Source organism: Halomonas marinisediminis (assembly GCF_004347715.1).
In the GTDB taxonomy this organism is placed as follows: Bacteria; Pseudomonadota; Gammaproteobacteria; order Pseudomonadales; family Halomonadaceae; genus Halomonas; species Halomonas icarae.
In genome coordinates, this window is the sequence record NZ_SLTR01000015.1 from 20,589 (window position 1) to 46,125 (window position 25,537).

At 65.8% G+C, this 25,537-nt stretch carries 22 protein-coding genes; 11 read left to right on the plus strand and 11 right to left on the minus strand.

Annotated features, from left to right (window positions below):
- Positions 1–8 precede the first annotated feature (8 nt).
- The gene (locus E0702_RS11395) at positions 9–1,784 is read left to right on the plus strand and encodes an ABC transporter transmembrane domain-containing protein (RefSeq protein ID WP_132043932.1); all 1,776 of its coding nucleotides are present in this window, start codon (positions 9–11) and stop codon (positions 1,782–1,784) included.
- A 6-nt stretch (positions 1,785–1,790) separates the two neighbouring features.
- Here E0702_RS11395 and E0702_RS11400 read toward each other — a convergent pair whose 3' ends face one another.
- Positions 1,791–2,567, minus strand: a complete 777-nt coding sequence (locus E0702_RS11400; RefSeq protein WP_132043934.1) for a metallophosphoesterase — start codon at positions 2,565–2,567, stop codon at positions 1,791–1,793.
- 82 nt (positions 2,568–2,649) lie between these two features.
- Entirely contained in the window at positions 2,650–2,970 is a 321-nt protein-coding gene (locus tag E0702_RS11405; protein ID WP_132043936.1) for a cupin domain-containing protein, read from the minus strand.
- A gap of 186 nt (positions 2,971–3,156) precedes the next feature.
- Between E0702_RS11405 and E0702_RS11410 the strand changes: the two genes are divergently transcribed.
- From E0702_RS11410 to E0702_RS11425, 4 genes are all read left to right on the plus strand, one after another.
- Positions 3,157–4,011 (plus strand): AAA family ATPase, encoded by an 855-nt coding sequence (locus tag E0702_RS11410; protein WP_132043938.1) that lies wholly within the window; start codon positions 3,157–3,159, stop codon positions 4,009–4,011.
- Positions 4,012–4,014: 3 nt separating this feature from the next.
- Positions 4,015–5,205 (plus strand): vWA domain-containing protein, encoded by a 1,191-nt coding sequence (locus E0702_RS11415; RefSeq protein WP_132043940.1) that lies wholly within the window; start codon positions 4,015–4,017, stop codon positions 5,203–5,205.
- Positions 5,206–5,306: 101 nt separating this feature from the next.
- Entirely contained in the window at positions 5,307–5,969 is a 663-nt protein-coding gene (locus E0702_RS11420; RefSeq protein ID WP_132043942.1) for a hypothetical protein, read from the plus strand.
- A gap of 2 nt (positions 5,970–5,971) precedes the next feature.
- Positions 5,972–6,733: a DUF3307 domain-containing protein gene (locus tag E0702_RS11425; RefSeq protein ID WP_132043944.1), complete on the plus strand. Its 762-nt coding sequence runs from the start codon at positions 5,972–5,974 to the stop codon at positions 6,731–6,733.
- A 107-nt stretch (positions 6,734–6,840) separates the two neighbouring features.
- Here the strand turns inward: E0702_RS11425 and E0702_RS11430 are convergent, their stop codons facing one another.
- Positions 6,841–8,382: an acetyl-CoA hydrolase/transferase family protein gene (locus E0702_RS11430; protein ID WP_240721725.1), complete on the minus strand. Its 1,542-nt coding sequence runs from the start codon at positions 8,380–8,382 to the stop codon at positions 6,841–6,843.
- A gap of 253 nt (positions 8,383–8,635) precedes the next feature.
- Between E0702_RS11430 and E0702_RS11435 the strand changes: the two genes are divergently transcribed.
- Together E0702_RS11435 and E0702_RS11440 are read left to right on the plus strand one after the other, a co-directional pair.
- On the plus strand, positions 8,636–10,360 hold the full coding sequence (locus E0702_RS11435) for a proline--tRNA ligase (protein ID WP_132043948.1): 1,725 nt from the start codon (positions 8,636–8,638) through the stop codon (positions 10,358–10,360).
- A 1-nt stretch (position 10,361) separates the two neighbouring features.
- A complete protein-coding gene (locus E0702_RS11440) occupies positions 10,362–11,009 on the plus strand; it encodes a lytic transglycosylase domain-containing protein (protein ID WP_439952329.1) in 648 nt (215 codons plus the stop codon).
- Positions 11,010–11,011: 2 nt separating this feature from the next.
- Here E0702_RS11440 and E0702_RS11445 read toward each other — a convergent pair whose 3' ends face one another.
- The 5 genes from E0702_RS11445 to rfaH all read right to left on the minus strand — a co-directional run bounded on the left by E0702_RS11445 (position 11,012) and on the right by rfaH (position 14,184).
- Positions 11,012–12,028, minus strand: a complete 1,017-nt coding sequence (locus E0702_RS11445) for a PqqD family peptide modification chaperone (RefSeq protein ID WP_165927525.1) — start codon at positions 12,026–12,028, stop codon at positions 11,012–11,014.
- Between the two features lie 191 nt (positions 12,029–12,219).
- Complete coding sequence (locus E0702_RS11450) at positions 12,220–12,636, minus strand: hypothetical protein (protein ID WP_132043952.1); 417 nt, start codon at positions 12,634–12,636, stop codon at positions 12,220–12,222.
- A 220-nt stretch (positions 12,637–12,856) separates the two neighbouring features.
- Positions 12,857–12,967: a cytochrome c oxidase subunit CcoM gene (gene ccoM / locus E0702_RS20075; RefSeq protein ID WP_306766913.1), complete on the minus strand. Its 111-nt coding sequence runs from the start codon at positions 12,965–12,967 to the stop codon at positions 12,857–12,859.
- Positions 12,968–13,096: 129 nt separating this feature from the next.
- Positions 13,097–13,603 (minus strand): FKBP-type peptidyl-prolyl cis-trans isomerase, encoded by a 507-nt coding sequence (locus E0702_RS11455; protein WP_132043954.1) that lies wholly within the window; start codon positions 13,601–13,603, stop codon positions 13,097–13,099.
- Positions 13,604–13,650: 47 nt separating this feature from the next.
- Positions 13,651–14,184, minus strand: coding sequence for a transcription/translation regulatory transformer protein RfaH (gene rfaH, locus E0702_RS11460; RefSeq protein WP_132043956.1), 534 nt, complete (start codon positions 14,182–14,184; stop codon positions 13,651–13,653).
- A 137-nt stretch (positions 14,185–14,321) separates the two neighbouring features.
- Between rfaH and E0702_RS11465 the strand changes: the two genes are divergently transcribed.
- Positions 14,322–15,689: an AmpG family muropeptide MFS transporter gene (locus E0702_RS11465; protein WP_132043958.1), complete on the plus strand. Its 1,368-nt coding sequence runs from the start codon at positions 14,322–14,324 to the stop codon at positions 15,687–15,689.
- 62 nt (positions 15,690–15,751) lie between these two features.
- Here the strand turns inward: E0702_RS11465 and E0702_RS11470 are convergent, their stop codons facing one another.
- Positions 15,752–17,584 carry an SEC-C domain-containing protein gene (locus E0702_RS11470; protein ID WP_132043960.1) on the minus strand — a complete coding sequence of 611 codons (1,833 nt, stop codon included), beginning with the start codon at positions 17,582–17,584 and terminating at the stop codon, positions 15,752–15,754.
- Between the two features lie 66 nt (positions 17,585–17,650).
- Positions 17,651–18,895 carry an ABC1 kinase family protein gene (locus E0702_RS11475; protein ID WP_132043962.1) on the minus strand — a complete coding sequence of 415 codons (1,245 nt, stop codon included), beginning with the start codon at positions 18,893–18,895 and terminating at the stop codon, positions 17,651–17,653.
- 119 nt (positions 18,896–19,014) lie between these two features.
- On the opposite strand from E0702_RS11475, the gene E0702_RS11480 reads away from it, so the two are divergent.
- From E0702_RS11480 to E0702_RS11490, 3 genes are all read left to right on the plus strand, one after another.
- The gene (locus tag E0702_RS11480; RefSeq protein WP_132043964.1) at positions 19,015–20,946 is read left to right on the plus strand and encodes a DNA topoisomerase III; all 1,932 of its coding nucleotides are present in this window, start codon (positions 19,015–19,017) and stop codon (positions 20,944–20,946) included.
- Positions 20,946–21,851 carry a ketopantoate reductase family protein gene (locus E0702_RS11485; RefSeq protein ID WP_132043966.1) on the plus strand — a complete coding sequence of 302 codons (906 nt, stop codon included), beginning with the start codon at positions 20,946–20,948 and terminating at the stop codon, positions 21,849–21,851. Before E0702_RS11480 ends, E0702_RS11485 begins: the two co-directional genes overlap by 1 nt.
- Positions 21,852–22,058: 207 nt before the next feature.
- On the plus strand, positions 22,059–22,730 hold the full coding sequence (locus E0702_RS11490; RefSeq protein WP_240721726.1) for a hypothetical protein: 672 nt from the start codon (positions 22,059–22,061) through the stop codon (positions 22,728–22,730).
- Between the two features lie 146 nt (positions 22,731–22,876).
- Here the strand turns inward: E0702_RS11490 and ppc are convergent, their stop codons facing one another.
- Entirely contained in the window at positions 22,877–25,525 is a 2,649-nt protein-coding gene (gene ppc, locus E0702_RS11495) for a phosphoenolpyruvate carboxylase (RefSeq protein WP_132043968.1), read from the minus strand.
- Between the last annotated feature and the right edge of the window lie 12 nt (positions 25,526–25,537).

The following is a 25,537-nucleotide window of genomic DNA, read 5'->3' on the forward strand; positions in this document are numbered from 1 at the left end:
AGGCGGTGATGTCGTCACGCCCCGATCCTCGCATACTGCTGCGTCTGCTGAGCCTGCTGGCCCCCTATCGAGGGCGCCTGGCGCTGGCCGCCCTGGCCCTGCTGATGGCCTCGGGCAGCGTGCTGCTGCTAGGCCAGGGGCTGCGCCTGGTGATCGACCGCGGCTTCATGGACGCCGACAGCGCCGCCCTGGGGCGCACCCTGGGCATGATGCTGGTCGTGGTCACGGTGCTGGCGATGGCCTCGGCACTACGCTACTACCTGGTATCCTGGATCGGCGAGCGGCTGGCCGCGGACCTGCGCCGCCGGGTCTTCGATCATCTGTTGACCCTGGAGCCCGGCTTCTTCGAGAGTGCCCAGGCGCCCGACCAGGCCGCCGGCGAGATCACCTCGCGACTCACCGCCGATACCAGCGTGCTGCAGAGCCTGTTCGGCTCCTCAATCTCCCTGGCCCTGCGCAACCTGGTGATGTTGATCGGTGCCGTCCTGCTGATGCTGGCGACCCAGCCATGGCTGTCGGCCATCGTGTTGGTGGGCATTCCGGCCACGGTGCTGCCGATTCTATGGTTCGGCAGGCGGGTGCGGGGGCTCTCGCGGGCCAGCCAGGACCGTGTGGCGGAGCTCGGCCGTTATGCCGATGAGGCGCTCTCCGGCATCCGCACCATCCAGGCCTTCACCCATGAGCGGCTCGATCGGCGCGACTATGCCGGGCGCGTCGAAGAGGCCTTCGCCAGCGCCATCGCGCGTACCCGCCAGCGCGCCTGGCTGACCGGCGTCGCCATGCTGGTGGTCTTCGCGGGGGTGGGCATCATGCTGTGGCAGGGCGGGCTGGCGGTACTCGCCGGCGAGATCAGCGCCGGTGAGCTCTCGGCCTTCGTCTTCTATGCCGTGCTGGCGGCCGGCGCCGTGGCCACACTTGCCGAGGTGGCCGGCGATGTGCAGCGCGCCGCGGGGGCCGCCGAGCGCCTGCTGGAGCTGCTCGACACCCGCCCTGGCATCGCACCACCGAGCCGGCCGATCCCTCTGCCTCGGCCACTCACCGGCGAGATCCGCCTGGAGGGAGTAAGCTTTACCTATCCGGGCCGGAAGACCCCGGCACTTGAGGCCATCGATCTGATCATCCGCCCGGGCGAGCGGGTGGCGCTGGTCGGCCCCTCGGGCGCCGGCAAGAGCACCCTGCTCGCGCTTCTGCTGCGTTTCCATGATCCGGACAGCGGCACCCTGCGCCTCGACGGCATCGACCTTCGCGACCTCGCCCCCTTCGAGCTGCGCTCGACCCTGGGCCTGGTGGCTCAGGAGCCTGTGCTGTTCACCGGCAGCGTGGCCGACAATCTGCGTTACGGCGACTTCGATGCCTCGACCGATGCACTGCGCAGGGCCGCCGAAGCGGCCAACGCGCTGGCCTTTATCGAGGCGCTACCCAGGGGCTTCGATACCCCCTTGGGCCCCGGGGGCGTACAACTCTCCGGCGGCCAGCGCCAGCGCCTGGCGATTGCCCGGGCGCTGCTCAAGGATCCCCGAGTGCTGTTGCTGGACGAGGCGACCAGCGCCCTGGATGCCGAGAGCGAGCGCCTGGTACAGCAGGCCCTGGACCGGCTGATGGTGGGACGCACCAGCCTGGTGATCGCTCATCGCCTGGCCACGGTGGCCGCCGCCGACCGCCTCCTGGTGATCGACGAGGGACGCCTGGTGGCCGCCGGCAGCCATGAGCAGCTGCTCGTCACGAGCCCACTCTATCGCCGCCTGGCCGAGCTGCAGTTCGGGCGGCAGGCAGCACAGGGGTGATGTGCATCAGCTTGATGGCCCCGGCACCGCAACGACCAGGTCGGGAACGAAGAGCGGCGGGTCGAACTCTCCCGGGTAGCCGCCTGGGTTGGCGATAACGCGGGTCCCCGCGATTTCGACATCGACCGGCTCGTGGACGTGGCCGTGGATCCAGAGGTCCATGCGCCCCATCAGCTCGGGCAGATGAGACGCGAAGGCCGGCGAGGCCGCATCGCCCCGATAGCCGGGCGGGATGCACTCGGCCAGCGGCGCATGGTGGCTGATCACCACCCGGGGGCCGCCGAAGGGCTCGGCGAGCGCGGACTCCAGCCAGCTCCTCGCCTTGGCATGCAGACGACGGCTCTCCGCCGGGGTGAACACCACTGCGTCCGGCTGCTCGACGATGCGAAAGTCCGGCATAAAGGCCAGTACCCTCTCTTCGGTAAGCGCCGGGTCATGATCGGGCTCGCCGACATAGAGCTCGAAGTCGGTCCACAGGGTAGTGCCGTGGAAGCGCACGCCGCCCAGGGTCAGTGAGCGGTTGTCGAGCAGGTGGATGCCGAGCCTGGCTGCCTCGTCGGCCAGCTCCCGGCGTAGCACCGGCATACTGCTACGATAGAACTCATGGTTGCCGGGGACATAGAGAGTCGGTATGCCAGCGAAGCGCTCGGCCGCCCACTCGAGCCCTCGAGTCCCGCGCGAGATATCTCCGGCCAGAATCACCACGTCACACTCCACATCCGGCAGCTCTCGCCCTTCATCGAAGCACTCGAGGTGCAGATCGGAGAGTATCCTCAAGCGCATGGTTCAGAATCCCTTTGTGGCATGCCATTTCGGACACAGTTTGATACAGGCTCCACGCGAAGGCCACGCGCCCAGACGCAGGCTATCCCTCATAGTGCACCGCCAGCCAGATGGTCGGCTGCCCCGGATCCGACCACGTCACCCGGTGTCGGCAGTGTGCCGGAATCACCAGATGATCGCCCGGGCCGAGCTCTCGCTCCTCACCCGTCGCGAAGGCCAGTACCGCACGCCCCTGCAGCACCGCTACCCACTCGTGCCGGGGCTGATCGTACCAGCCCTCTTCAGGCGAACTGTGGCCGCGCGAGACGATGCGCTCGATGCGCACCCCCTGGCCGGCGGCCAGCTCATCGAACTGCTCTTCTTCCAGCTTATCGGGAAGTGATGCATAGAGGTTGCGAAGCATGTTTCCTCCCTTGAAGATTCCTGGGCCACCCTTTCACAAGTCTACAGATAAACCATGAAACCCTGGCCTGGCTGTTAACTTGGTAATCCTTCTTGCATAACCGTGCTGAGGTTTGTCCCTGCTGGCGCCCTTCCGTACACTTGTTTGATCCCTTCACCCCTCTGATGACAAGCCGAGGCATGACGCATGGCGTTTGATTCCACTTCCACCTATGTAGCCACCGAGGCCCTCAAGCAGGCGGTCAACGCCGCGGTGACCCTGGAGCGTCCGCTGCTGATCAAGGGCGAGCCCGGCACCGGCAAGACTCTGCTCGCCGAGGAGCTGGCGGCCTCGCTGGGCACCGAACTTCACACCTGGCATATCAAGTCCTCCACCAAGGCCGCCCAGGGGCTCTACGAGTACGATGCGGTAAGCCGCCTGCGTGACTCCCAGCTGGGCGTCGAGGGCGTGGAGAACGTCGCCAACTACATCAAGCCCGGCAAGCTGTGGGACGCCTTTACCGCCGACAGGCGGGTGGTACTGCTGATTGACGAGATCGACAAGGCGGATATCGAGTTCCCCAACGATCTGCTCCAGGAGCTGGATCGCATGGAGTTCCATGTCTACGAGACCGGCGAGACCATCACCGCACGCCACCGCCCGATCATCATCATCACCTCCAACAACGAGAAGGAGCTGCCCGACGCCTTCCTGCGCCGCTGCTTCTTCCACTACATCGAGTTTCCCGACCGCGACACCATGCAGGCGATCGTCGATGTGCACTTTCCGGACATCGCCCCGAAGCTGGTCAGCGAGGCGCTGGAGGTGTTCTTCGACCTGCGTCAGGCCCCGGGCCTCAAGAAGAAACCCTCCACCTCGGAGCTGGTCGACTGGCTGAAGCTGCTGATGAGCGACGAGCTGGCCCGCGAGGCGCTCTATCAGCGTGACCCGGTCAAGGCGATCCCGCCGCTGGCAGGCGCGCTGGTCAAGAACGAACAGGATACCCAGTTACTGGAGCGGTTGGCCTTCATGATGCGCCGCCAGGGCAACCAGAGGCGCTGAACCATGTTTATCGGCCTGTTCGAGACCCTCAAGCGTGCCGGCGTCCCGGTATCGCTGCGCGAATTGCTCGACCTCCATGCGGTGGTGGAACGCGGCGTGGTCTTCGCCGACATGGAGGCGTTCTACCAGATTGCCCGCACCGTGATGGTCAAGGATGAGCGCCACTTCGACCGCTTCGATCGGGCCTTCGCCGCCTGGTTCGAAGGACTCGAGAACCTCGACGCCGCCATCGAGGCGCTGATCCCCGATGACTGGCTGCGCCGCGAGTTCGAGAAGCAGCTCTCCGATGAGGAGAAGGCCCAGATCGAATCTCTGGGCGGCCTCGAGCAGCTGATCGAAACCTTCAAGAAGCGTCTCGAGGAGCAGCAGGAGCGCCATGCCGGGGGCAACAAGTGGATCGGTACCGGCGGCACCAGCCCCTTCGGTGCCTACGGCTATAACCCGGAGGGAATTCGCATCGGCCAGGATGGCTCTCGCCACCGGCGTGCGGCCAAGGTGTGGGATGAGCGCCGCTTTCGCGACTATGACGACTCCCTGGAGCTTGGCACGCGCAACACCAAGATGGCGCTGCGCCGGCTCAGGAAGTTCGCGCGCCAGGGGGCCGCGGAGGAGTTCGATGTCGATGCCACCATTCGCGAAACCGCGCGGGATGCCGGCCTGCTCAATGTGCAGATGCGCCCCGAGCGCCATAACGCGGTGAAGGTGTTGCTGCTGCTCGATGTGGGCGGCTCCATGGACGACCATGTCCGCACCTGCGAGGAGCTTTTCTCGGCGGCCCGTTCGGAGTTCAAGCACCTGGAAGCCTACTACTTCCATAACTGCATCTACGAGGGGGTGTGGCGCAGCAGTGCCGGCACCCAGACTCGCCGTCATGCCGAACGCCTCCCGACCATGGAGTTGCTGCACACCTATGGCGATGACTATCAGGTGGTGATCGTCGGCGATGCGGCCATGTCGCCCTACGAGATCACCCACCCCGGCGGCAGCGTGGAGCACTTCAATGACGAGGCCGGCGCGGTGTGGCTGAAGCGCGTGATCGACAAGTTCCCGCGTCTGGTGTGGCTCAACCCCATGCCACGTCACACCTGGGACGTTACCCACTCCACCCGGCTGATCCGCCAGCTGGTCGAGGATCGCATGTACCCCATGACTCTCGAGGGGCTGGAGAGCGCCATGCGAACGCTGGCCAAATAGCCCATAAGGGCTATAAACCCATTTAATAGCCTTTAAAGGCTATAAACTGGCGACATAGCCACAGGCGGCTATACTGAGACGCAGGCTCAAGGAGTGACTGCGTGTTCGAGAAGACCACCCCGACCCAACGCATCGCCGTACTGACCGGCGACGTGGTCGACTCACGCAAGGTGAGCGACCGCCGTCGCCTCTATCGCCTCCTGGATGACAGCCTGCAGCGCCTGGCCAGGCAACAACAGGGTCATGCCGAGCGCTTTCGCGGCGATGGCTTCCAGATCGCCCTGCCCCGGGCTCGGCATGCCATGACGGCGGCCATCGCCCTGCGTGCGGCGCTGATCGAACACTCCGAACCCGATCAACGCTGGGATGCCCGTATCGCGGTGGCCGTGGGGCCGGCCAGATGGCACGCCGACCTGCGCATCGCCGAGGCCGATGACGCCCCCTTCGTCGCCTCGGGGCACCGACTGGATCGCCTGGGAGAGGGTAGCGAACATCTCGCGCTGACACTGCTCGACGACCCTGACGATGGCAGCCTGGCGTTGCTGATGCGCTTTCTCGATGACCTGCTCGCTGGCTGGTCCCCCTATTCGGCGGAGGTGGTCCAGCTGAGCCTCGAGCGGACCCTGTCCCAGCAAGCCATGGCGACGCATCTCGGCATCAGCCAGCCCAGCGTCTACAAACGCCTGAAGGCGGCACGCTGGCCACTGCTCAGCGATACCCTCGCCTATCTCGAGACCCGCCTGGCCGACAAGGACGCTGGCTGACCATGACACCGAACGAACTCTCGCTGCTGCTGGGCCTGGTGCTCGCCCATCTGGTCGGCGACTTCCTGCTGCAGCCACGCCACTGGGTCGAAGAGCGTTTTCGGCTACGCCACCGCTCACGCCATCTCTACTATCACGGTGCCGTGCATGGGGGACTCACCGCCCTGGTGCTGCTTGTCGCGACCCTGTTGCTGCCCGACGCGCCGGGGCCGGCAGGAGCACTCGGCGGCGCCCTGGGGGTGGGAGTCAGCCACTGGATAATCGATCTGGTGAAGGCCCGGCTACCCGGCACCTTACGCTGGTTCCTGCTCGACCAGGCGCTGCACCTGAGTGTGCTCCTCCTGATCTGGCTGGCCTGGATCGGCAGCATGGCACCGCTGGAATCCCTCGGTGCCTGGCTGCTCTCGCCCGGGGTGCTGGGTGTGGCGGCGGCCTACCTGATCGTGACGCGCCCCCTGTCGTTTGCCATCGCCATGGTGTTGACACCCTGGAGCCGCCAGATCGAGGAGGCCGGTACGCTGGACCAGGCCGGAGCACAGATCGGCATGCTCGAGCGCCTGCTGGTGCTCTCCCTGGTGCTGCTGGATCAGCTCACCGCCGTGGGCTTTCTGCTCGCGGCCAAGTCGGTATTGCGCTACGGCGACCTGCGTGAGGCGGGGGATCGCAAGCTGACCGAATACGTGCTGCTGGGCACCCTGGTCAGCGTTGCCACGACGCTGGTACTGGGCCTGACGCTGCGACTTCTGCTATCCAGCCCCATATAGGGAGTGCGATTCGACGATGGCATTGAGATCACCGCCATCGTCGATAAATCAGGCTCTCAGCGAAGAAGGCACCGGGACCGCCATTGCCAATCAGGCACTATCGCCAATCAGGCACTCAGGGCGCCGACCTCCTCCTGAAGGCTGCGCATATGACCATCACGCTCCACCGCCATATGCCATGACAGCGCCTGCTCCAGGCAGTGCGGCGTATGGCCACCGCGTCGACAGGCCTCCTCGAAGTAGCGACGCAACGCCGGACGATAGAGCGGGTCGGCGCACTGCTCGATCACCCTGACCGCACGCTCCCTGGGCGCCAACCCACGCAGATCGGCCAAACCATGCTCGGTCACCAGGATATCGACGTCGTGCTCGGTATGGTCCACATGGCTGGCGAAGGGGACCACGCTGGAGAGATCGCCACCCTTGGCCACCGACTTGGTGACGAAGATCGAGAGCTGGGCGTTGCGGGCGAAGTCGCCGGAGCCGCCGATGCCGTTCATCATCTTCGTCCCCCCCACGTGGGTGGAGTTGACGTTGCCATAGATATCCACCTCAAGGGCGGTGTTGATCGCGATGATGCCCAGACGACGCACGATCCCCGGATGGTTGGAGAGCTCCTGGGGGCGCAGGATAAGGCGGTCGCGATAGTCATCCAGACGAGGCCACACCCGCTCGCCACAGGCCTCGGAGAGGGTGATGGAGCAGCCGGAGGCGTAATCGAGCTTGCCGGAGTCGAGCAGGTCGAAGGTCGAGTCCTGAAGCACCTCGGAGTACATGGTCAGATGCTCGAAGGGCCCCTCGGCCAGCCCGGTCATCACCGCATTGGCCATGGTGCCGATACCGGCCTGCAGGGGCAGCAGCGAGGGCGTCAGTCGTCCGACCCTGACCTCGTCGGAAAAGAAGCTGATCAGATGATCGGCGATTCGCTGCGTATCGACATCCGGCGGCAGCACCGTGGAGGGACTGTCCTTGCCCTTCGTCACCACGATGGCGGCGATCTTCTGCGGGTCGATCGGGATATAGGGGGTGCCGATGCGCGAGTCCGGCGCCACCACGGGAATCGGCGTGCGCGTGGGCCGCATCTGGGGGATATAGATATCGTGAAGCCCCTCGAACTCGGCGGGAGCGTCGAGATTGAGCTCGATGATCACCTTGTCGGCAAGGATCGCATAGCTGGCGGAGTTGCCCACCGAAGAGGTGGGCACGATGCCGCCCTCCTCGGTGATGGCACAGGCCTCCACCACCGCCACATCGATCTCGGCCAGCTGACGGTTGCGCAGCAGCTCCACGGTCTCGGAGAGATGCTGGTCGATGAACATCACCTCGCCGGCATTGATGGCCCGGCGCAGGGTGGCATCGACCTGAAACGGCATGCGCCGCGACAGCACCTTGGCATCGGTCAGCACCTTGTCGAGGTCATTGCCCAGCGATGCGCCGGTCATCAGGGTGATCGAGAGCGGACTCCGTGCGGCACGCTCGGCCAGGGCACGCGGCACCTCCTTGGCCTCACCGGCCCGGGTAAAACCGCTCATGCCCACCGTCATGCCATCCTCGATCAAGGCCGCGGCCTGCTCCGCGGTACGCCGCTTGTCCTGCCAGCCGGCCCAGCGGCAACGCGCCTCGATCGAACTTGTGTCGCTCCTATCCAAGATCATCTCCTTTTACGGTCGGCGTGGAGGCCGAAAGACAGAATGGATCATGTCATGATGCTTACATGCTTTTATTTAGCACGCTAGTTGTAAGAACAGTCAATTTAACCTTGGCCATGAGCTGTCTGTGCAAGCCTCTGTGCACCCCTGGAAATGGCCGCCTTTTGCCGCGCCCGTGGCTTGGCCGTACAATGCCACCATCATTGCCGCCCTTGCGGCCCCCCTGTTTGACTACCGAGGAAACGCCGGACCCATGCGCGCTACCCAGATGCTGATTTCCACCCTGAAGGAAACCCCCGCCGATGCAGAGGTCATCAGCCACCAGCTGATGCTGCGGGCCGGCATGATCCGCCGCCTCACCTCCGGCCTGTACACCTGGTTGCCGCTGGGGGTGAAGACCCTGCGCAAGGTCGAGCGCATCGTGCGTGAGGAGATGAACCGGGCGGGCGCCCAGGAAGTGCTGATGCCGGCGGTTCAGCCTGCCGAACTATGGCAGGAGTCCGGCCGCTGGGAGCAGTACGGCCCGGAGCTTCTGCGTCTCAAGGATCGCCACGACCGCGACTACTGCGTGGGTCCTACCCACGAAGAGGTGATCACCGACCTGGTCCGCAAGGAGATCTCCAGCTACAAGCAGCTGCCGGCCAACTTCTATCAGATCCAGACCAAGTTCCGCGACGAGATTCGCCCGCGCTTCGGGGTCATGCGCTCCCGCGAGTTCATCATGAAGGACGCCTACTCCTTCCATGTGGACGAGGACTCCCTCAAGGAGACCTACCAGGCGATGTATGACGCCTACACGCGAATCTTCACCCGCCTGGGGCTGGACTTCCGCCCGGTAATCGCCGACAACGGCGCCATCGGCGGTACCGGCTCCCACGAGTTTCATGTGCTGGCCGAGTCCGGCGAAGACGACATCGTCTTCTCCACCGACTCCGACTACGCCGCCAACATGGAGAAGGCCGAGGCACTGCCGGCACCGCTGGGCAGCGATGTTCAGCGCGCCGCCCCCGGCGAGGAGCTGCGCCTGGTCGACACCCCCGATGCCAGGACCATCGCCGCCTTGGTGGAGCAGCACGGCCTGCCCATCGAGAAGACCATCAAGACACTGATGGTTCATGCCGCCGAGGGCGGCCTGATCGCCCTGCTGGTGCGTGGTGACCACGAGCTCAACGAGGTGAAGGCCGAGAACCTGCCCGAGGTGGCCGCTCCGCTGACCATGGCCAGTGAAGAGGAGATCCGCGCCGCGGTGGGTGCCGGCCCTGGCTCCCTCGGTCCGGTCAACCTCGAGATGCCGGTCATCATCGACCGTAGCGTGGCACTGATGAGCGACTTCGGTGCCGGCGCCAACATCGACGGCAAGCACTACTTCGGCATCAACTGGGAGCGTGATGTGGCACTGCCCAGCGTGGCCGATATCCGCAATGTGGTCGAGGGCGACCCCTCGCCGGATGGCAAGGGTGTGCTCGCCATCAAGCGCGGCATCGAGGTCGGTCATGTCTTCCAGCTGGGGCAGAAATACTCCGAGGCCATGAACGCCAGCGTGCTGGGTGACGAAGGCCGTGCCATCCACCCCTGGATGGGCTGCTACGGCATCGGTGTCACCCGCGTGGTGGCCGCCGCCATCGAGCAGAACCATGACGACGCCGGCATCATCTGGCCCGACGCCCTCGCTCCCTTCCATATCGCGCTGGTGCCCATGAATGCCCACAAGTCACAGCGCGTACGCGAGGAGTCGGAGAAGCTCTATGCCGAGCTGAGCGCCGCCGGTTTCGAGGTGCTGCTGGACGACCGCGACCTGCGCCCCGGGGTGAAGTTTGCCGACCACGAGCTGATGGGGCTTCCTCACCGCCTGGTGGTGGGCGATCGCGGACTGGACAAGGGTGAACTGGAATACAAGGGACGCCGTGACAACGACGCCACCATGGTGCCGGCCGGGGAGATCCTCGACTTCCTGCGTCAGAAGGTTCAGCTGGGTTAACGTGCAGCGCCCGCTTGTCGCCCTGGTGATAGGCGGGTGGTTGGCGACGGCGTCAGCGGCCGACGAGCAGGGCTTCCTGAGCGCGCTCGAGGCCGACGGCAAGCCGTTGCTGATCCAGCCGCTGCCGCCCGCGCCGCACACCCTTCGCACCACCCTCGACGAGGCGCTCTCTCGCCCTCGCCCACCGGCCGAGGTGTGGGCCGCGCGTCAGTGGCTCAACGCCATGGAGCCCTCACTCGAGCGCTATATCAATGAGCCGGGGCTGCGCCGCGAGCTGCTGCGCCGGGTCTATCACGAAGCGACCCTGGCGGGCCTGCCTCCCGAGCTGGTGCTGGCCCTGATCCAGGTGGAGAGCGCCTTTCGAATCGAGGCGGTCTCCTCTGCCGGGGCGGTTGGGCTGATGCAGATCATGCCATTCTGGATCCGCGAGCTGGGCCTGCCCGCCGATGACCTCAAGGACCCCTGGCGCAATCTGCGCTATGGCTGCACGATACTGGCCCACTACCTGGCGGTGGAGAACGGTGATCTCACCGACGCCCTGGCCCGCTACAACGGCAGCCTGGGCAAGACCTGGTACCCGGAGCGGGTGATGCGCGCCTGGCAGCGCCACTGGCGCCCCGCCGAGGAGCGCCTGACGGTCAGGCGTTGAGGCTATTCACCGCTGGTCACCAGGCCAACATCGGCCAGACCTGCCAACCACCGGCAGACATCCTCGATCACTGGCTCAGCAGGTTGACCGTAATATTCGGCCAGCAGCTCTCCCAACTCCCTCCCGCCAAGCGACTCCTGACCCAGCAGGCGCCAGATCATCGTGCCCGTTTCGTTCAGACGATGTATCTCGCCGCTACCCGACTGAATCAGGAAAAGCTCCCGGCCAAGCGGATAGGTTCGCACCTCCCGGCACGTCACCCAGCGCCGTTGCGCCGGAACCGGGTCATTTATCGCGGGCGCTCCACGTCTGTCAGGTCGAAACCCCTCCCGGCTGCCGACGCCGCAGCCTTGATTTCCCTGCATGCCTCCTTCGAGCGTGGCTCCCAGATGGCGCGCTGCCGTCAGCGGTTCGGCATAGCGCAACAGCAGACAGGGAACACGCTCCATCAGCGGAAGCAGGTGTGCCATCAACGCCTCGGGGCGGGCATGGTAGGCGAAGTTCTGCATCAGCAGCTGCAGCAATCCCTCCCCAGGCTGGAGCCGGATGATATCGGGGCTGGTTAGCCGGTCATCGCGCTCGAGGAGAACCAGGGCACCCACCGCGCATCGCTCACCATGTTCAGCGAGCCCATTGCCCGGCGGCAACACGAAGCGGTAACGTGAATCCTGCGGGCCGGCATGGGCCTCGGCATACTCGACCAACGGCGGCGAGAAGCTCTCGGGAAGCGGCAGACGTAGCCTCGGTGCCATGCCCAGCGCGACACCCTCACCCTCTCGTGTCAGACCCAGAACATCGTCCCCGAACAGCCGATAACCGGCCGCGGAGAAGGCCACCGCCAGAGTGCTCTTGCCGGCCCGATGGCCCTCCGGGAACAGCACCAAACGGCCATCAACTTCGACAGAGGCACAGTGCAGCCCCAGCAGTGAGGCCTCGCGATCGAGATAATCACCACCCAGATCCGCGATCAGGCTGCATACCGCCGCCGTCGAGGTCGGTAACTCGAGTCCGCGGGGCAACCTGGGCGAACGCTGCCAATATCCCCCAGGGCGTCGCCGCAGGCGTATGGCGGGCGCCAACCCCCGGGCTTGCCTGATGGAGGGGGGCCAATGCGCCAGCGCCTGTCTTAGCGCCTCGATGACGTCGGGTGACTCCTCTACACGCAGGCAACGACCGAGACCGGGGAGGGAAATATCAAATGCGCCGTCCCTCATCGCCGATAATCGGGGCGACCAAAGACGATATCCTCGACAATCGTCAACGGGTCTTCGCGATATTCACGCAGGCGGCGACGGTCTCGCTCATATTGCCGACGCGAATGGTAGCGGTCGTCTTTTCTATAGTGACCACCTTCCCGATGATGATAGTGCTCGTGGTAGACCCTCTTCTCCTTCCGGTAACCCCCATCGTAACGACTGGGTCGGGAATAGCTGGGACGCGACCAGCTGGGTCGTGAGTGGCTGGGGCGCGAACGATGCCCCCCGTCCCACGCATGGGCCTGGCCAACACTGAGCAACGTGGGGGCCACATAGGCACTGGCCACTCCTGCCCCCAGAGTGGCAAGCAACCGTCGGCGGCGCTGGCGATGCTGCTCAGCAGCCGTATTCTCATGATCCTGTTGTGACATATCAGCCTCCAGCTTACCCAATAGGCCATAATCGAACACTGTTCATACTAACCATTGAGGAAACGAGAAGTCCCCACCGGACGATCGTTGTCGTATTGTTTTCATGAGCGTTGCAGGATCGCGACACTTCGATGGCCAATAAAAAAAGGCCGACCCGTGAAGGTCGGCCCACTGGGCGGATGGCTCCCCCCTCCCCTGACGACTCGTGCCGTGACTGACTTCAGCGCTTCTTGCGGTGATCCCGCACGATGAAGGTGATCCAGCCACCCATGAAAGCGACCATCATCGCGACGGTGACTAGCCCAAAGACTACAGCGTCATCCAGATACATGTTGATCTCCTCCCCGCCCTGATGTGTTGAATCCACTGTAAGCCGGAACGGCGGGGGGAATTCTGATCTGAATCAAGTTACGCTTCGGCGCCTGCCGGGAGCCATCAGGCAATTGATTCAGGTCAGTTTTCAGAGCAACTTCTTGTCCTCGACCTGGGTGTGATCCGTGTCGGGGGGCAGCGGGTGTCCCTTGGCGAACTCGGCACGGGTGGCATCGCGAACCGTCAGCACCTCGAGCTCATAGCGCAGGGTTTGACCGGCCAGGGGGTGGTTGGTGTCGATCAGCACGCTGTCGTCGCGCACCTCCAGGACGGTGACGATCTGGGGGCCATCATCGCCGGGGGTCTGGAAACGCATGCCAGGCGAGAGCTCGGGGACCGGAAAGGCGTCCCGCCCCACCTCGCGCTTGAGGGCCTCATTACGCAGGCCATAGGCCTCGGCGGGCATCAGGGTCACGGTCAGTTCGGCCCCCTCGGCCTGGCCGTCCAGGGCACGCTCCAGCCCGGCGACGATGTTGTGGTGGCCGTGCAGGTATTCGAGGGGCTGCTGGCGGGCGCGGGAGTCATCGAGGACCCGGCCGTCGGCATCAATCAGCACATAGTGCAGCGTGACGACACACTGGGGAGCGATGGTCATGGGCTTCTCCTGAGTGGGAGGGGATAACGTGACAGGGCGGGGGCGACCTAGCCGCGCCGTAGATTGGCGACCGGCATCTCCAGACGCTGCTGACGCTGCAGCATGTTGAGCAGCACGATGGCGCGCTCTTCCCCCTTGTGGCTCTCGAACACCGCCTGCAGCTCCTTGAAGGGCCCTTCGGTGATCTGCACCACCTCACCGGCCTGGAAATAGAAGTTGGCATCCTGGTCGCGCTCGTTACCCTTGTCGCGCAGGGTCGCCACCAGGCTGTCATCCACGGCGACCGGCGTATCGCCGAAGGTGACCAGTTTCAACACGCCCCGGGTGGAGCGGATCGGCCGCCAGTTGCTGACCAGTCGGTCGAGGCGAATAAACAGATAGTAGGGAAACAGCGGCTCGGTGACCCAGGTCAGCTTGCCGCGGCGCTTCTTCTGAACGTCGAGTACCGGATGGAAGACCTCGAAGCCCTGGTTGAGCAGATTCTCGGTGGCGCGAAAGGATTCGCCCCCCTTGCACTGGATCACATACCAGCGCGGCACGGCCGCATCCTCTTCCTGGCGGATCGTATCGCTCTCCTTCATGGGGTCTCCCGTCGCTCTGGATGCTGGTATCACTGCCGGGGCTCTGCAACAATCGCTCGTTGCTTGTGCGCCCCGCTTGCGGGCCGGGCGCCCGGCGAAAGAGGCGAGGATTCTAACACCGTTGCAAGGAGAGCCCCATGCCGACGCCACCCGTGCAGAGAAGCTGGCAAGATGCCCTGGCGATCTATCTGCGTGCGCCTGTCATCACCATGCTGTTCCTGGGCTTCTCCGCCGGCCTGCCCTTCCTGCTGGTGTTCTCCACGCTGTCGGCCTGGCTGCGCAGCGACGGTGTCGAGGTGGCGGCGATCGGCTTCTTCGCCTGGATCGGCATGCTCTATTCGATCAAGTTCTTCTGGGCGCCAGTGGTGGACCGCCTGCCACTGCCGTTGCTGACTCGCCGCCTCGGCCAGCGCCGCGGCTGGATGCTGCTGGCTCAGGCAATGATCGTCGCCGGGCTGGTGGGGCTCGCCGGAATCGACCCGCTCGGGCAGCTGCCCCTGGTGGCCGCCTTCGCCCTGCTGGTCGCCTTCGGCAGCGCCACCCAGGATATCGCCATCGATGCCTTCCGCATCGAGTCGGCGCCTGAGGACATCCAGGCGGCCATGGCCTCCACCTATATCATCGGCTACCGGGGCGGGCTGCTGGCCGCCGGCGCCGGCGCCCTCTACGTGGCCTCGTGGCTCTCCTGGGAGGCCGCCTACCTGAGCATGGCGGCACTGGTGGGCATCGGCATCATCACGGTGCTGGTGCGCCCGGAACCCGAGCGGCTCTCGCTGAGCACGCAGTTGATCCACGAGCCACGCGTGCGCGCCTTCCTGCGGGCCAGTCGCGGAAGACCCAAGCCCCTGCGGCGCCTGGGCGCCTGGGTGATCGGCGCCATCGTCTGCCCCTTCACCGACTTCTTTACCCGCTATCGGCACAAGGCCCTGTGGCTGCTGCTCTTCGTGGCGGTATTTCGCATCAGCGACCTGGCCATGGCGTCCATGGCCAACCCGCTCTATATCGACCTGGGCTTCTCACTCAAGGAGATCGCCAACGTCACCAATGCGTTCGGTATCGCCATGAGCATCGGTGGGGGCATGCTGGGGGGGCTGCTGGTGGCACGCTACGGCATCGGGCCGCTCCTGGTGCTCGGCGCCACGGCCGCCGCACTGACCAACCTGCTGTTCAGCGCCCTGGCGCTGACCGGCCAGAGCCTGCCCATGCTGGTCATGGCCATCGTCGGCGACAACCTGGCCAATGGCCTGGCCAGTGCGGTCTTTATCGCCTTCCTCTCCAGCCTGACCTCGAGGGCCTACACCGCGACGCAGTACGCGCTGTTCTCGTCGCTGATGACCCTGCCAGGCAAGTTCCTGAGCGGCTTCGGCGGGCTGGTCGTCGAGGTCGAGGGCTATGCCACCTTCTTCCTGATCTCCGCCGTCATGGGGATTCCGGCGGTGCTGCTGGCACTCTGGATCAGCCGCGACCGTGAGCTGATGCCCGTCCCTGAAGCATCGAGAGCATGAATACCGGGCGCCTGGCGGCGCCATTCGCCCGGCAGAGCCGGCCTCCTACATGGCAGAATGGCTCAGCGCCGGCTGAGCCACTCCTGCAGCCACGCCAGGGCCCCCGGTGTGGCCCGCCACTGATCGCGCATCAGGGTGCGATACTGCCAGGCCTCGGCCCGGCTGCCCGGCACGACCGCGCCATCCTCGCCCACCGGCGTCGGCGGCGCCGAGCTGTCGCCACACATCAGCTTCACCGCGTGAGCATTGTGGGCATGAGTCTCCTCCAGTGCCTGGGCCGCCTCGTCGAGCCGGTCGAGGCGATAGAGCGCCAAAACACGTCCCATCAGCACGCCCAACACCGGCCCCTCGGCCTCGGCTTCCGGTGGCTGCTCACTGAGCGCCAGTGCCTCGCTGTCGCGTCCGTCGCGCAACAGCTGGTCGAGCACCAGCTCGCGAAGCCCCAGGCTGTCATGGCGATCCAGGGCCAGCAGGCCTTCGGCGAGCCGTCGTGAACGCTCCCGCGCCCCGCGCTCCATGCCAACCACCAGCGCCAGCCCCGTCCGCAACAGCAGCGTGTTGTCGGCATCTTCCCAGGCCAGGGTGCCCGGCCCCTCGGCCGCCACCTGCTCCAGCCAGCGCTCCAGCCGCAGGGCAAGCGGCACGAACAGGCTCGGCGCCATCCAGGGCAGGCTGCCGAAGCGCGAGGTCAGCGCCAGAGTCAGTTCCTGGACGACTGCCGGTGCATCCAGCCACTCCGGATGGCGGCAAAGCTCGGGCAACCACTCCGCGGCAGCGGGCCAGGGATCATCATCGAGTCCCAGTGGGGAGTCGGAAACACCCGATATCGGGAAGACCCGTCGCCAGGCGGCGTGCAGGGTGTCCTCGCGGGCGGTGGTGTGATACAGGAGCCGCCCCTCCCCGGTGCATGACACGGCCAGGCGCGGAGCGATCGGGAGCTCCTCGAGAAGCGCCTGCAGCGACGCCAGCGGCTCGGCCAGGTCTTCCTCGGCATTGAGCAGCTGCTCGGCCAGGGTGGCACCGGGGTTCTCGGCCAGGTCGGCGAGGAACTGCAGCTGCTCCGGCGCCAGATCCCCCTGGCGTGCCAGACGACGAAACCAGAAACTCGCTCGCTCGGCAGCCTCCTGCTCGTGCCCCTCGTGCAGCAGCAGCATGGCCTCGATATAGGCCAGGGTCGGCGAGTCCGGCAGCGCCTGCTGGGCACGCACGAAGGCCGCCCGGGCACTGTCCAGGTCGTCGTTGTCGAGATGCATCAGGCACAGGCGCTCCAGCGCCACGCCGCGCAGGAACAGTGGGCCATGCTCGAGCACCGCATCGAGAAGCGCCTCGCGCTTGCGATGAAAGCCGCGCTCCTGGAAGAGGTCGATCAGGATCTCGAAGGCGGGCTCGGCCTGCTCCGGTAGTCGAGACCAGTCACTGGATTCGAAGAGTGACTCGAGAACCTGCTGGGCGCGGCCGCGTTGGCCGGTCTCGGCCGCGATCAGCCCCGCCTCGAGCAGCGCCTGGGCGGGGGCACGGCCGCTGGCCAGCGCCGCCTTGAGCGTGTCGCCCTTCCAGTCGCGCAGCGAGAGCATCCACATCAGGTGTTCGGGCACCGAGCCGGGCAGCGACACCGCGCCACAGCAGTGCTTGGTCTTGCGACCGGAGTCACACCAGCAGGGCTCGTTTCGCCCGGGGCGCGCCAGCGGTTCGCAGAGGAACTCCAGGCGCGCCAGGGGCGTCTGTGACCACAGCTCCGGCGCCAGCGCCTGGGCCAGTGACAGATCGCCGCCCACCAGTCGGGGCCCCTCTTCCCGCGCCCAGGCCATCAGCGCCGGATAACGCTCATCCTGGCGAATCGCCTTGAGCGCCCCCGAGGCAAATCCCAGCAGCTGTTCCACCCATACCGCCAGCATTGCGCACTCCACCGTCCGGAAAACGGCACAGTCTACCAGCCCGCCGGGGGGCTTGGCAGCCGCTTGCTACCTCGTCGCCCACTCCAGCAGCGGTGCGGTGCGGGCCTGCATATCGAGCCGGGCGCCGAGGCGCACCAGGTTCCAGTAGTGGCCGTTGAGGGTTCGCGACAGCAGCAGGGTGTCGGCGGGCGGCTGCAGACGGTCCATGGCCGCCCACACCTTGGGTGAGAGCTCACGCAGGCGACGATGGACGCGCACATCGCCGAGGTCCTGCTCGCCGGGAGCGAAGAGCGCCGAGACGGCCTCCGCCGCCTCTCGGTAAAGCGACAGCGGTGCGCCCTGCCCCTGACGACCACCCAGCTCGAGCAGGGCGCTATCCATGGCCATGGCATCCCCCTGCAAGGTGGCGTCGAGCAGATGCATCATCGCCTTGAGCCGCTCGTCAGGCACCGGGATCACCGCTCCCAGGTCGTAGACCACCAGCCGAGCCTGGTCATCGGCGGCGAAGTTGCCGGCATGGGGGTCGGCATGCAGCTCGCCATGAGTGAAGAGCTCCTCGGTGAGCCAGTCGGCGAGGGTGGCGGCGATGCGCTGACGGGTGGCGTCATCCGCCGTCTCCAGGTCACGAAGCGGGGTGCCCGGCACATGGCGCATGGCCAGCACGCGCTCACCGGAGTAGGCCGGTAGCGGCTCGGGAATCACCACGCCCGGCCAGTCGGCATAGCGCTGTCGATAGCGCGCCAGTGCCTCGGCCTCGGCGCAGTAGTCAAGCTCTCCTCGCAGGCTCGCCGCCAGCTCCTCGAACAGCGAATCGAGGCGTGCCTGAGGCACCTTGAACCAGCGCCCGAGGCGCATCAGGCGGCGGACCTGTGCGAGATCTCCCTCCAGCACCTCGGCCAGCCCCGGGTACTGCACCTTGAGCACCAGCGTCTCCCCCTCATGCGTCACGGCGCGATGCACCTGGCCCATGGAGGCGCTGGCGAAGGGGCGTGTCTCGACCTCGCGAAACACCCTGTCGATATCCCCATAGTGATCATCCAGGGTGTGGCGGATCGACTCCCAGGGCATCGGTTCGGCCTGGCGCTGCAACCTGGCCAACTCCTCGGCAAGGTCCGCAGGCAGCAGATCGTCCCACTGGGACATGATCTGGGCCAGTTTCATGGCTGGCCCCTTGAGTTCGGAGAGCCCCTCGAACAGCGCCTCACCCAGGGCCCGCCAGTCGGCCTGCCCGCCCAGGCGAGTCCGCAACAGCGCACCACCGGTACGCGCTCCCAGCCCCATTAGCCGGCGTGTTCTGCCTCGCTCGCGCATCGCCCGGACTCCATGAAAATATTGATACAACAATTGTACACCATAATCGCAATGCAACACCTAGCCAAGCGTCGGTAACACTGGAAGAATCCTCAACTCTCACCGCAAGCGAGGACGCCATGCGCCTGATCATCGCCGAGAAGCCCAGCCTGGCCCGGGCCATCGCCGACGCCCTGCCCGGCTCCCCCCGCAAGCAGGGGGGGGCGATCGTCGTGGGCGATACCACCGTGACCTGGTGCCTCGGCCATCTGCTGGAGCAGGCGCCTCCCGACGCCTATGACCCGGCCCACAAGCAGTGGCGGCTGGACACCCTGCCGATCCTGCCCGAGCACTGGAAGCTCACCCCACGCCCCAAGGCTCGCGGCCAACTGGCGGCGATTCGCAAGCTGCTCAAGGCCGCCAATGAGGTGGTGCATGCCGGCGACCCCGACCGTGAAGGTCAGCTGCTGGTCCAGGAGGTGATCGAATACCTAGGCTGGAAGGGCAGAGTCTCACGACTGCTGGTCAGCGATCTCAACCGTCCCGCCGTGCAGCGGGCGCTGTCGCGACTGGAGGACAACCGTCGCTATCAGCCGCTCTACCGGGCCGCCGAATCACGCTCCCGCGCCGACTGGCTTTATGGCATCAACCTGACCCGGGCCTGGACGCTGACGGGCCGTCAGGCCGGTCATGACGGGGTGCTCTCGGTAGGTCGCGTACAGACCCCGGTGCTCGGCCTGGTGGTACGCCGGGACGCCGAAATTCGCGGCTTCACGCCCAGGCCCTTCTTCGTGCTATGGGCCGATCTTGCGGTGAGCCGCGGTGAGCTACGCGCCTGGTGGTCCCCCGGGGAACACCACCCGCTCGACGACCAGGGGCGCCTGCTGGCCCGGGAACCCGCGGCCAGCCTTGCCGAACGCCTGCCCGGGGCCGAGGGGCGACTGGTAACGCTGGAGACCCAGCAGAAGCGCCAGCCCGCCCCCCTGCCCTACTCGCTGTCGGCGCTGCAGGTCGATGCCGCCAGGCGCCATGGCATCTCCGCCAAGGTCGTGCTGGACACCTGCCAGTCGCTCTATGAGCGCCATCAGCTGATCACCTACCCGCGCTCCGACTGTCGCTATCTTCCCGAGGAGCATTTCGCCGCCGCCCGAGGCACCCTGGAAGGTGCCTGCCGTGAAGATGACACCCTGCGCGGCTGGTTGGACGGGGCCGATTTCACGCGCCGATCGCGAGCCTGGAATGACAGCAAGGTGGGCGCACACCATGCCCTGGCGCCCACCGGACGACCGGCGGACATGGCACGCCTCACGACCACCGAGGCGAACGTCTTCCGACTGATCGCCCGCAACGTGATCGCCCAGTTCTATCCGCCGCTCTCCACCCGCGACGTGAAGGCGGAGTTCTCGATCCTCGGGGAGACCTTCCGTGCCCGGGGCCAGGAGATCCTCGATCCCGGCTGGAAGCCGCTGTTCACCACCCGCGACGAGGCACCACCGCTGCCGCCGCTCAGCGAGGGTGAGGGGTGTCGCGTCCAGAACAGCGACGTGGAGGATCGCGAGACCCGGCCACCGGAGCCGTTCAATGACGCCAGCCTGATCAAGGCGATGATGAACATCGGCCGTTACGTGGACGATCCCGCCGTGAGACGCACCCTGCGCGAACACGATGGCCTGGGCACCGAAGCGACCCGCGCCGGCATCATCGAGACGCTGGTGGAGCGCGGATATCTGGTCCGGGAGGGCAAGGCCCTGCGTGCCACCCGCCTGGGCAGTGCACTGATCGCGTCCCTGCCCGAAGCGGTGAGTCGCCCCGAGCGCACCGCGTTATGGGAGCAGCGCCTGGGGGCCATCGCCGAAGAGGACGCCGCCCCCGCCCCCTTCCTCGAGTCACTGGTGGCCGACCTGCGCACCCTGCTCGCCGCCGCCGATGCCGGCCGCCTGCGTCAGGCACTACATAGTGCCGAGGGCGCCGAGGCCAAGGCGCCCCGTCGCACCAGCGGGCGCCGCAGTTCCGGCCGCTCGGCCAGGAGCGGCAAGCGTCGCACTCCCCAACGCCGCAAGGAGAGCCGTTGATGGCCCTTCAAACACACTGGATCGTCGGGCCAGGCGCCATCGGCCGGCTGCTCGCCCTGCGTCTGGCCCAACAGGGCCAGCGGATAACGCTGATCGGCCGCCGCCCCCTTCCCGGCCTTCAGACACTGGTCACCCCCCGGGGTGAAACTCTCGACATGGAGGTGGTCACGCGGACTCGCCCACCCGACGGGGTTCCCGATCTCCTCCACCTGACCACCAAGGCCTACGCCGCCGAGGGGGCCTATCTTGAGCTCGCTTCCCGACTTCCCGCCGACCTCCCGCTGGTACTGTGGCAGAACGGCTTTCACACCCAGCCACGACTCGCGACACGTCACTTGGGCCCTGTGCTGTGCGCCACCACCACCGAAGGGGCCTATGTTGCCGCGGATGATCGCGTCGTCCACGCCGGCCGGGGCAACACCCTGATCGGCTCGCTGGAGGATGGTCATGACGACCTGGCGAGAACAGTGGCCAGCCTGCTGAGCACAAGCGGCCTGTCGGCCCAGGCGGTGCCGGACATTCGGCGACGGCTATGGCACAAGCTGGCCATCAACGCCGCCATCAATCCCCTGGTTGCCCACCACAGGATTCGCAATGGCGAGCTTCGCGACACGCCGTTTCGTGAGGAAGTAGAGGCGGTGATCGGTGAGGTGGCGAGGGTAATGGAAGCCGAAGGCATCGCACCGCCCGAAGGCAGCGGGCTCGATGGCTGGCGCACCCTGGTCTGGAGGGTGGTGGAGGCCACCGCCAGCAATCGCGCCTCGATGCTCCAGGACGTGTTGGCGGGACGTCCCACGGAGCATGTCGCCATTCTCGGCCCTCTTAGCGAGACCGCCAGGCGCCACGGCCTGGCGACACCCAGGCTGGATTCGTTGCTGGAGTCCCTGGCCGGTGATTCCGCCTAGCACGAGAGACATTCCCCGGACGAGCTGCCATGCCAGCCTTGATGCATTGCGCCTGCAGCGTCGACACTGTCGGAGAGTGTCCCTGCTATCGTCGGACCAGTTGGCTGGCGAACCGGGGATGGGCTTGCTAGCCTATATGGATCTCATCGCTACTCGCCCTGCGGCCTGGTACGAATGAATCAGGCCTCAGCGCAAGGACAGGGACCCATGTCATCCCGTCATACCGCACCCCGTCATACCGCATCCCGTCATACCGCACCCCGTCATACCGCACCCCGTCATACTATTACCGCGCTACTGGCTGCTCTTGCCTTCGGGACATCCCTTGGCGCTGTCGGCGCCGAAGGGAGCTCCCTCGCCGAAGAGGTCGTCAGACAGGCCGATCAGCATAGCCCCGCTTATGCCAGCCAGCCAGACAACCTGATGCGCCTGGAAAACGGTGTTGTCATCGACGGCCATGACATCGAGAGTCCCGACGGCTATACCTCCGGTTTTCGGCTGATTGCCGGCTTCAGTCCATTTCAGCTCCCCAAGCTGGATCTCGGTGCCGAGTTCCGCTACCACCATAGTGACGAGATGCCGACCCGCCTCGATAATCAGCAGCTACTGGTCAATACCGTCAGCCTCGGCGGCAGCCTGGTGGCCGGCGTGCGTCTGGGCCGCTTAGGCCTCTATGCCAAGTCGGGCCTGGTCGGCTGGGAGGGCGACGCCGTGATTCCACGTGGAGACAGCGATGAAACCGGCACCACGCGGGTTCGGGGCTTCGGCGCCCGCCTGCAGCTCCCGGGCTTTACCAGCCGCCTCGAGCTCGAGGAGTACGATTCGCCCGACATGGCGCATCTCAACCTGTTGACCGCCTCGATTCATATTCCCTTCTAAAGAGCGCGACTACACCGCTTCAGGGCGCAAGGCGCAAGGCGCAAGGCGCAAGGCGCAAGGGAATTTCATCGCTTCACCCCCAGGAGTGCAAAAGCTTCCTCGCACCTTGTTCCTCGTACCTTGTTCCTCGCCCCTGACCGCAGGCCCTATCCCGTATTTCGCAGCCCCGCGGCGATACCCGCCATGGTGACCATCAGCGCCCGCGACAGATCGGCGCTGATCGCCCCGTCGGCGTCACGATTACGCTGCAGCAGCTCCGCCTGCAGCCCATGTAGCGGGTCGATATAGGGATTACGCACGGCTATCGCCTGGTGGATCAACGGCGTCTTCTCCAGCAGTTCCTGCTGCTCGAGAATCTCCAGCAGCACTCCATTGAGCCGCTCGAAACGCTGCCGAAGGCGCTGCCCCAGCGCCTTGAGACTCGGCTCGTCGACGAGGCGATGCTCATAGTAGGCAGAGATGCCCACATCGGCCTTGGACAGCAGCATTTCCAGCATGTCCAGGTAGGTGCCGAAGAAGGGCCAGCGGTCACGCATCTCCTGAAGCACCTCGCGCCCCCCCTCCTCTTCGAGGCGGGTGGCGAAGGCCTCGCCACTCCCCAGCCAGGCGGGCAGCATCAGGCGTACCTGGGTCCAGGCAAAGATCCAGGGAATCGCCCGCAGTGTCTCCACTCCACCATCCTGGCGCCGCTTGGTAGGCCGCGAGCCCAGAGGCAGACGCCCTAGCGAACCCTCCGGTGTCACCGCACGGAAGTACGGCACGAAATCGTCATCCTCACGCACCACCCCCACGTAGGCCCCATGGGCAATCTCGGCCAGGCGATCCATCTCATCGCGCCAGTGGGGTTCCGGGTCGGGTGGCGGCAGCAGCGTTGCCTCCAGCACCGCGCAGGCGTAGATCTCCATGGAGCGCAGGGCGATCTCCGGCTGACCGAACTTGAAGCGGATCATCTCGCCCTGCTCGGTCACCCTGAGGCTGCCATTCACCGAGCCAGGCGGTTGAGAGAGAATCGCCGCATGAGCCGGGCCACCACCGCGCCCCACGGTACCACCGCGTCCATGGAACAGCGTCAAGTCCACGGCGTGACGACGGCACACCGTCACCAGGCTCTCCTGGGCACGGTACTGGGCCCAGGCGGCGGCCAGCTGGCCGGCATCCTTGGCCGAGTCCGAGTAGCCAATCATCACCTCCTGCCGGCCGTCGATCAGACGACGATAGCCGGGCAGCGAGAGCAGGCGGTCGATCGCCTCGCCGGCATGATTGAGATCGTTGAGGGTCTCGAACAGCGGTGCGATCGGCAGCTTGACCTCGCCCCCCACCTCCTTCATCAGCAGTGCCACGGTCAACACGTCGGACGGCTCTGCCGCCATGGAGATGACATAGGTCCCGAGTGCTTCGGCCTGCTCACTGGCGATGACTCTGAAGGTATCGATCACCTCCCGCGACTCCGTCGAGCACTCCCAGCGCCGCGGTATCAATGGTCGGCGTGACTCGAGTTCCTCGAGCAGAAAGGCCTGACGCTGCTCTTCGCTCCAGTCACGATAGTGCCCCAGGCCCAGACCGGCGGTGAGCTCCTCCATCACCTGGGCATGGCGACTCGCCTCCTGGCGGATATCGAGCTGGGTCAGGGTGACACCGAACACCGCCACCCGCCGCAGGGTATCCAGCAGCGCACCATTGGCGATGGTGTCGAGGCCCACATCGCAAAGCGAGCGGTAGCAGGCAAGCAGCGGTGAATAGAGCTGATCACGGCTCTCGATGATCGGCCCCCCATCATAGGGCTTGCCATCGAGACTCGCCTTGGCCCAGTCACGGGTAGCCTCGACTCGCGCCAGCAGCTGGCGCAACAACTCGCGATAGGGCTCCGGTGCGTCGCCAACCTCGGCCTTGAGCGCGCTGTTGGCCTTCCACATGGAGAGCTCGGCCTTGAGCTGTTCCAGATCGCGCAGATAAAGATCCGCGGCCATCCAGCGCCCCAGCAGCAACACCTCGCGAGTCACCCGGGAGGTCACGTTGGGGTTGCCATCGCGATCGCCCCCCATCCACGACGAGAAACTGATCGGCGCGGCATCCAGAGGCAGTCGCTCGCCGGCCGTATCCAGCAGCAGATTGTCCAGGTCGCGGTGAAAGTCGGGAACCGCCTGCCACAGCGAGTTTTCGATCACCGCGAAGCCCCATTTCGCCTCATCCACCGGAGACGGTCGTTCGTGACGGATCTCGTCGGTATGCCAGGCCTGACTGATCAGCTCCTCGAGACGCCCCTTGGCCCGCGCACCGCGCTCGGGATAATCACCCGATGACTCGATGGCGGTCAGGCAATCGTCGATGGCATCGTACTTCTGGATCAGGGTGCGTCGGATGACCTCGGTGGGGTGGGCGGTCAGTACCAATTCGACACGCATGCCGGCCAGGCTCTCGACCAGCTTGCGTGGTGAGTGGCCGGCACGGCGCGCCCGCTCCACCAGCTCGGAGAGCACCGGTTGCGTTCCCGGCCGGTAATCCTCGACGCGACGAAAGCGGGCCCGGTAGTGCTGTTCGGCGATATTGGCCAGGTTGAGAAACTGGTTGAAGGCGCGGGTTACCGGCAGCAGGTCGCGATCAGGCAAGCGGCGCAGGTACTCGATCAGTTCACGCTGAGCCTGCTCATCGCCCTGACGACCTCGCTTGGCGAAATCGCGGATGGCCTCGATCTTGTCGACGAAGTCGGCCCCCAGGTCATCGGCGATGGTGCGCCCCAGGCTATCGCCAAGGATACGAACATTGTCACGCAGGGATTCGTGAAGGTCATGGCTCATGAAACTGAGTCT

Coding starts and splice junctions, on each gene's coding strand:
- E0702_RS11395 (WP_132043932.1), top strand. CDS start 9: ATGTCGTCACGCCCCGATCCTCGCATACTGCTGCGTCTGCTGAGCCTG.
- E0702_RS11400 (WP_132043934.1), bottom strand. CDS start 2,567: ATGCGCTTGAGGATACTCTCCGATCTGCACCTCGAGTGCTTCGATGAA.
- E0702_RS11405 (WP_132043936.1), bottom strand. CDS start 2,970: ATGCTTCGCAACCTCTATGCATCACTTCCCGATAAGCTGGAAGAAGAG.
- E0702_RS11410 (WP_132043938.1), top strand. CDS start 3,157: ATGGCGTTTGATTCCACTTCCACCTATGTAGCCACCGAGGCCCTCAAG.
- E0702_RS11415 (WP_132043940.1), top strand. CDS start 4,015: ATGTTTATCGGCCTGTTCGAGACCCTCAAGCGTGCCGGCGTCCCGGTA.
- E0702_RS11425 (WP_132043944.1), top strand. CDS start 5,972: ATGACACCGAACGAACTCTCGCTGCTGCTGGGCCTGGTGCTCGCCCAT.
- E0702_RS11435 (WP_132043948.1), top strand. CDS start 8,636: ATGCGCGCTACCCAGATGCTGATTTCCACCCTGAAGGAAACCCCCGCC.
- E0702_RS11450 (WP_132043952.1), bottom strand. CDS start 12,636: ATGTCACAACAGGATCATGAGAATACGGCTGCTGAGCAGCATCGCCAG.
- ccoM (WP_306766913.1), bottom strand. CDS start 12,967: ATGTATCTGGATGACGCTGTAGTCTTTGGGCTAGTCACCGTCGCGATG.
- E0702_RS11455 (WP_132043954.1), bottom strand. CDS start 13,603: ATGACCATCGCTCCCCAGTGTGTCGTCACGCTGCACTATGTGCTGATT.
- rfaH (WP_132043956.1), bottom strand. CDS start 14,184: ATGAAGGAGAGCGATACGATCCGCCAGGAAGAGGATGCGGCCGTGCCG.
- E0702_RS11465 (WP_132043958.1), top strand. CDS start 14,322: ATGCCGACGCCACCCGTGCAGAGAAGCTGGCAAGATGCCCTGGCGATC.
- E0702_RS11470 (WP_132043960.1), bottom strand. CDS start 17,584: ATGCTGGCGGTATGGGTGGAACAGCTGCTGGGATTTGCCTCGGGGGCG.
- E0702_RS11475 (WP_132043962.1), bottom strand. CDS start 18,895: ATGCGCGAGCGAGGCAGAACACGCCGGCTAATGGGGCTGGGAGCGCGT.
- E0702_RS11480 (WP_132043964.1), top strand. CDS start 19,015: ATGCGCCTGATCATCGCCGAGAAGCCCAGCCTGGCCCGGGCCATCGCC.
- E0702_RS11485 (WP_132043966.1), top strand. CDS start 20,946: ATGGCCCTTCAAACACACTGGATCGTCGGGCCAGGCGCCATCGGCCGG.
- E0702_RS11490 (WP_240721726.1), top strand. CDS start 22,059: ATGTCATCCCGTCATACCGCACCCCGTCATACCGCATCCCGTCATACC.
- ppc (WP_132043968.1), bottom strand. CDS start 25,525: ATGAGCCATGACCTTCACGAATCCCTGCGTGACAATGTTCGTATCCTT.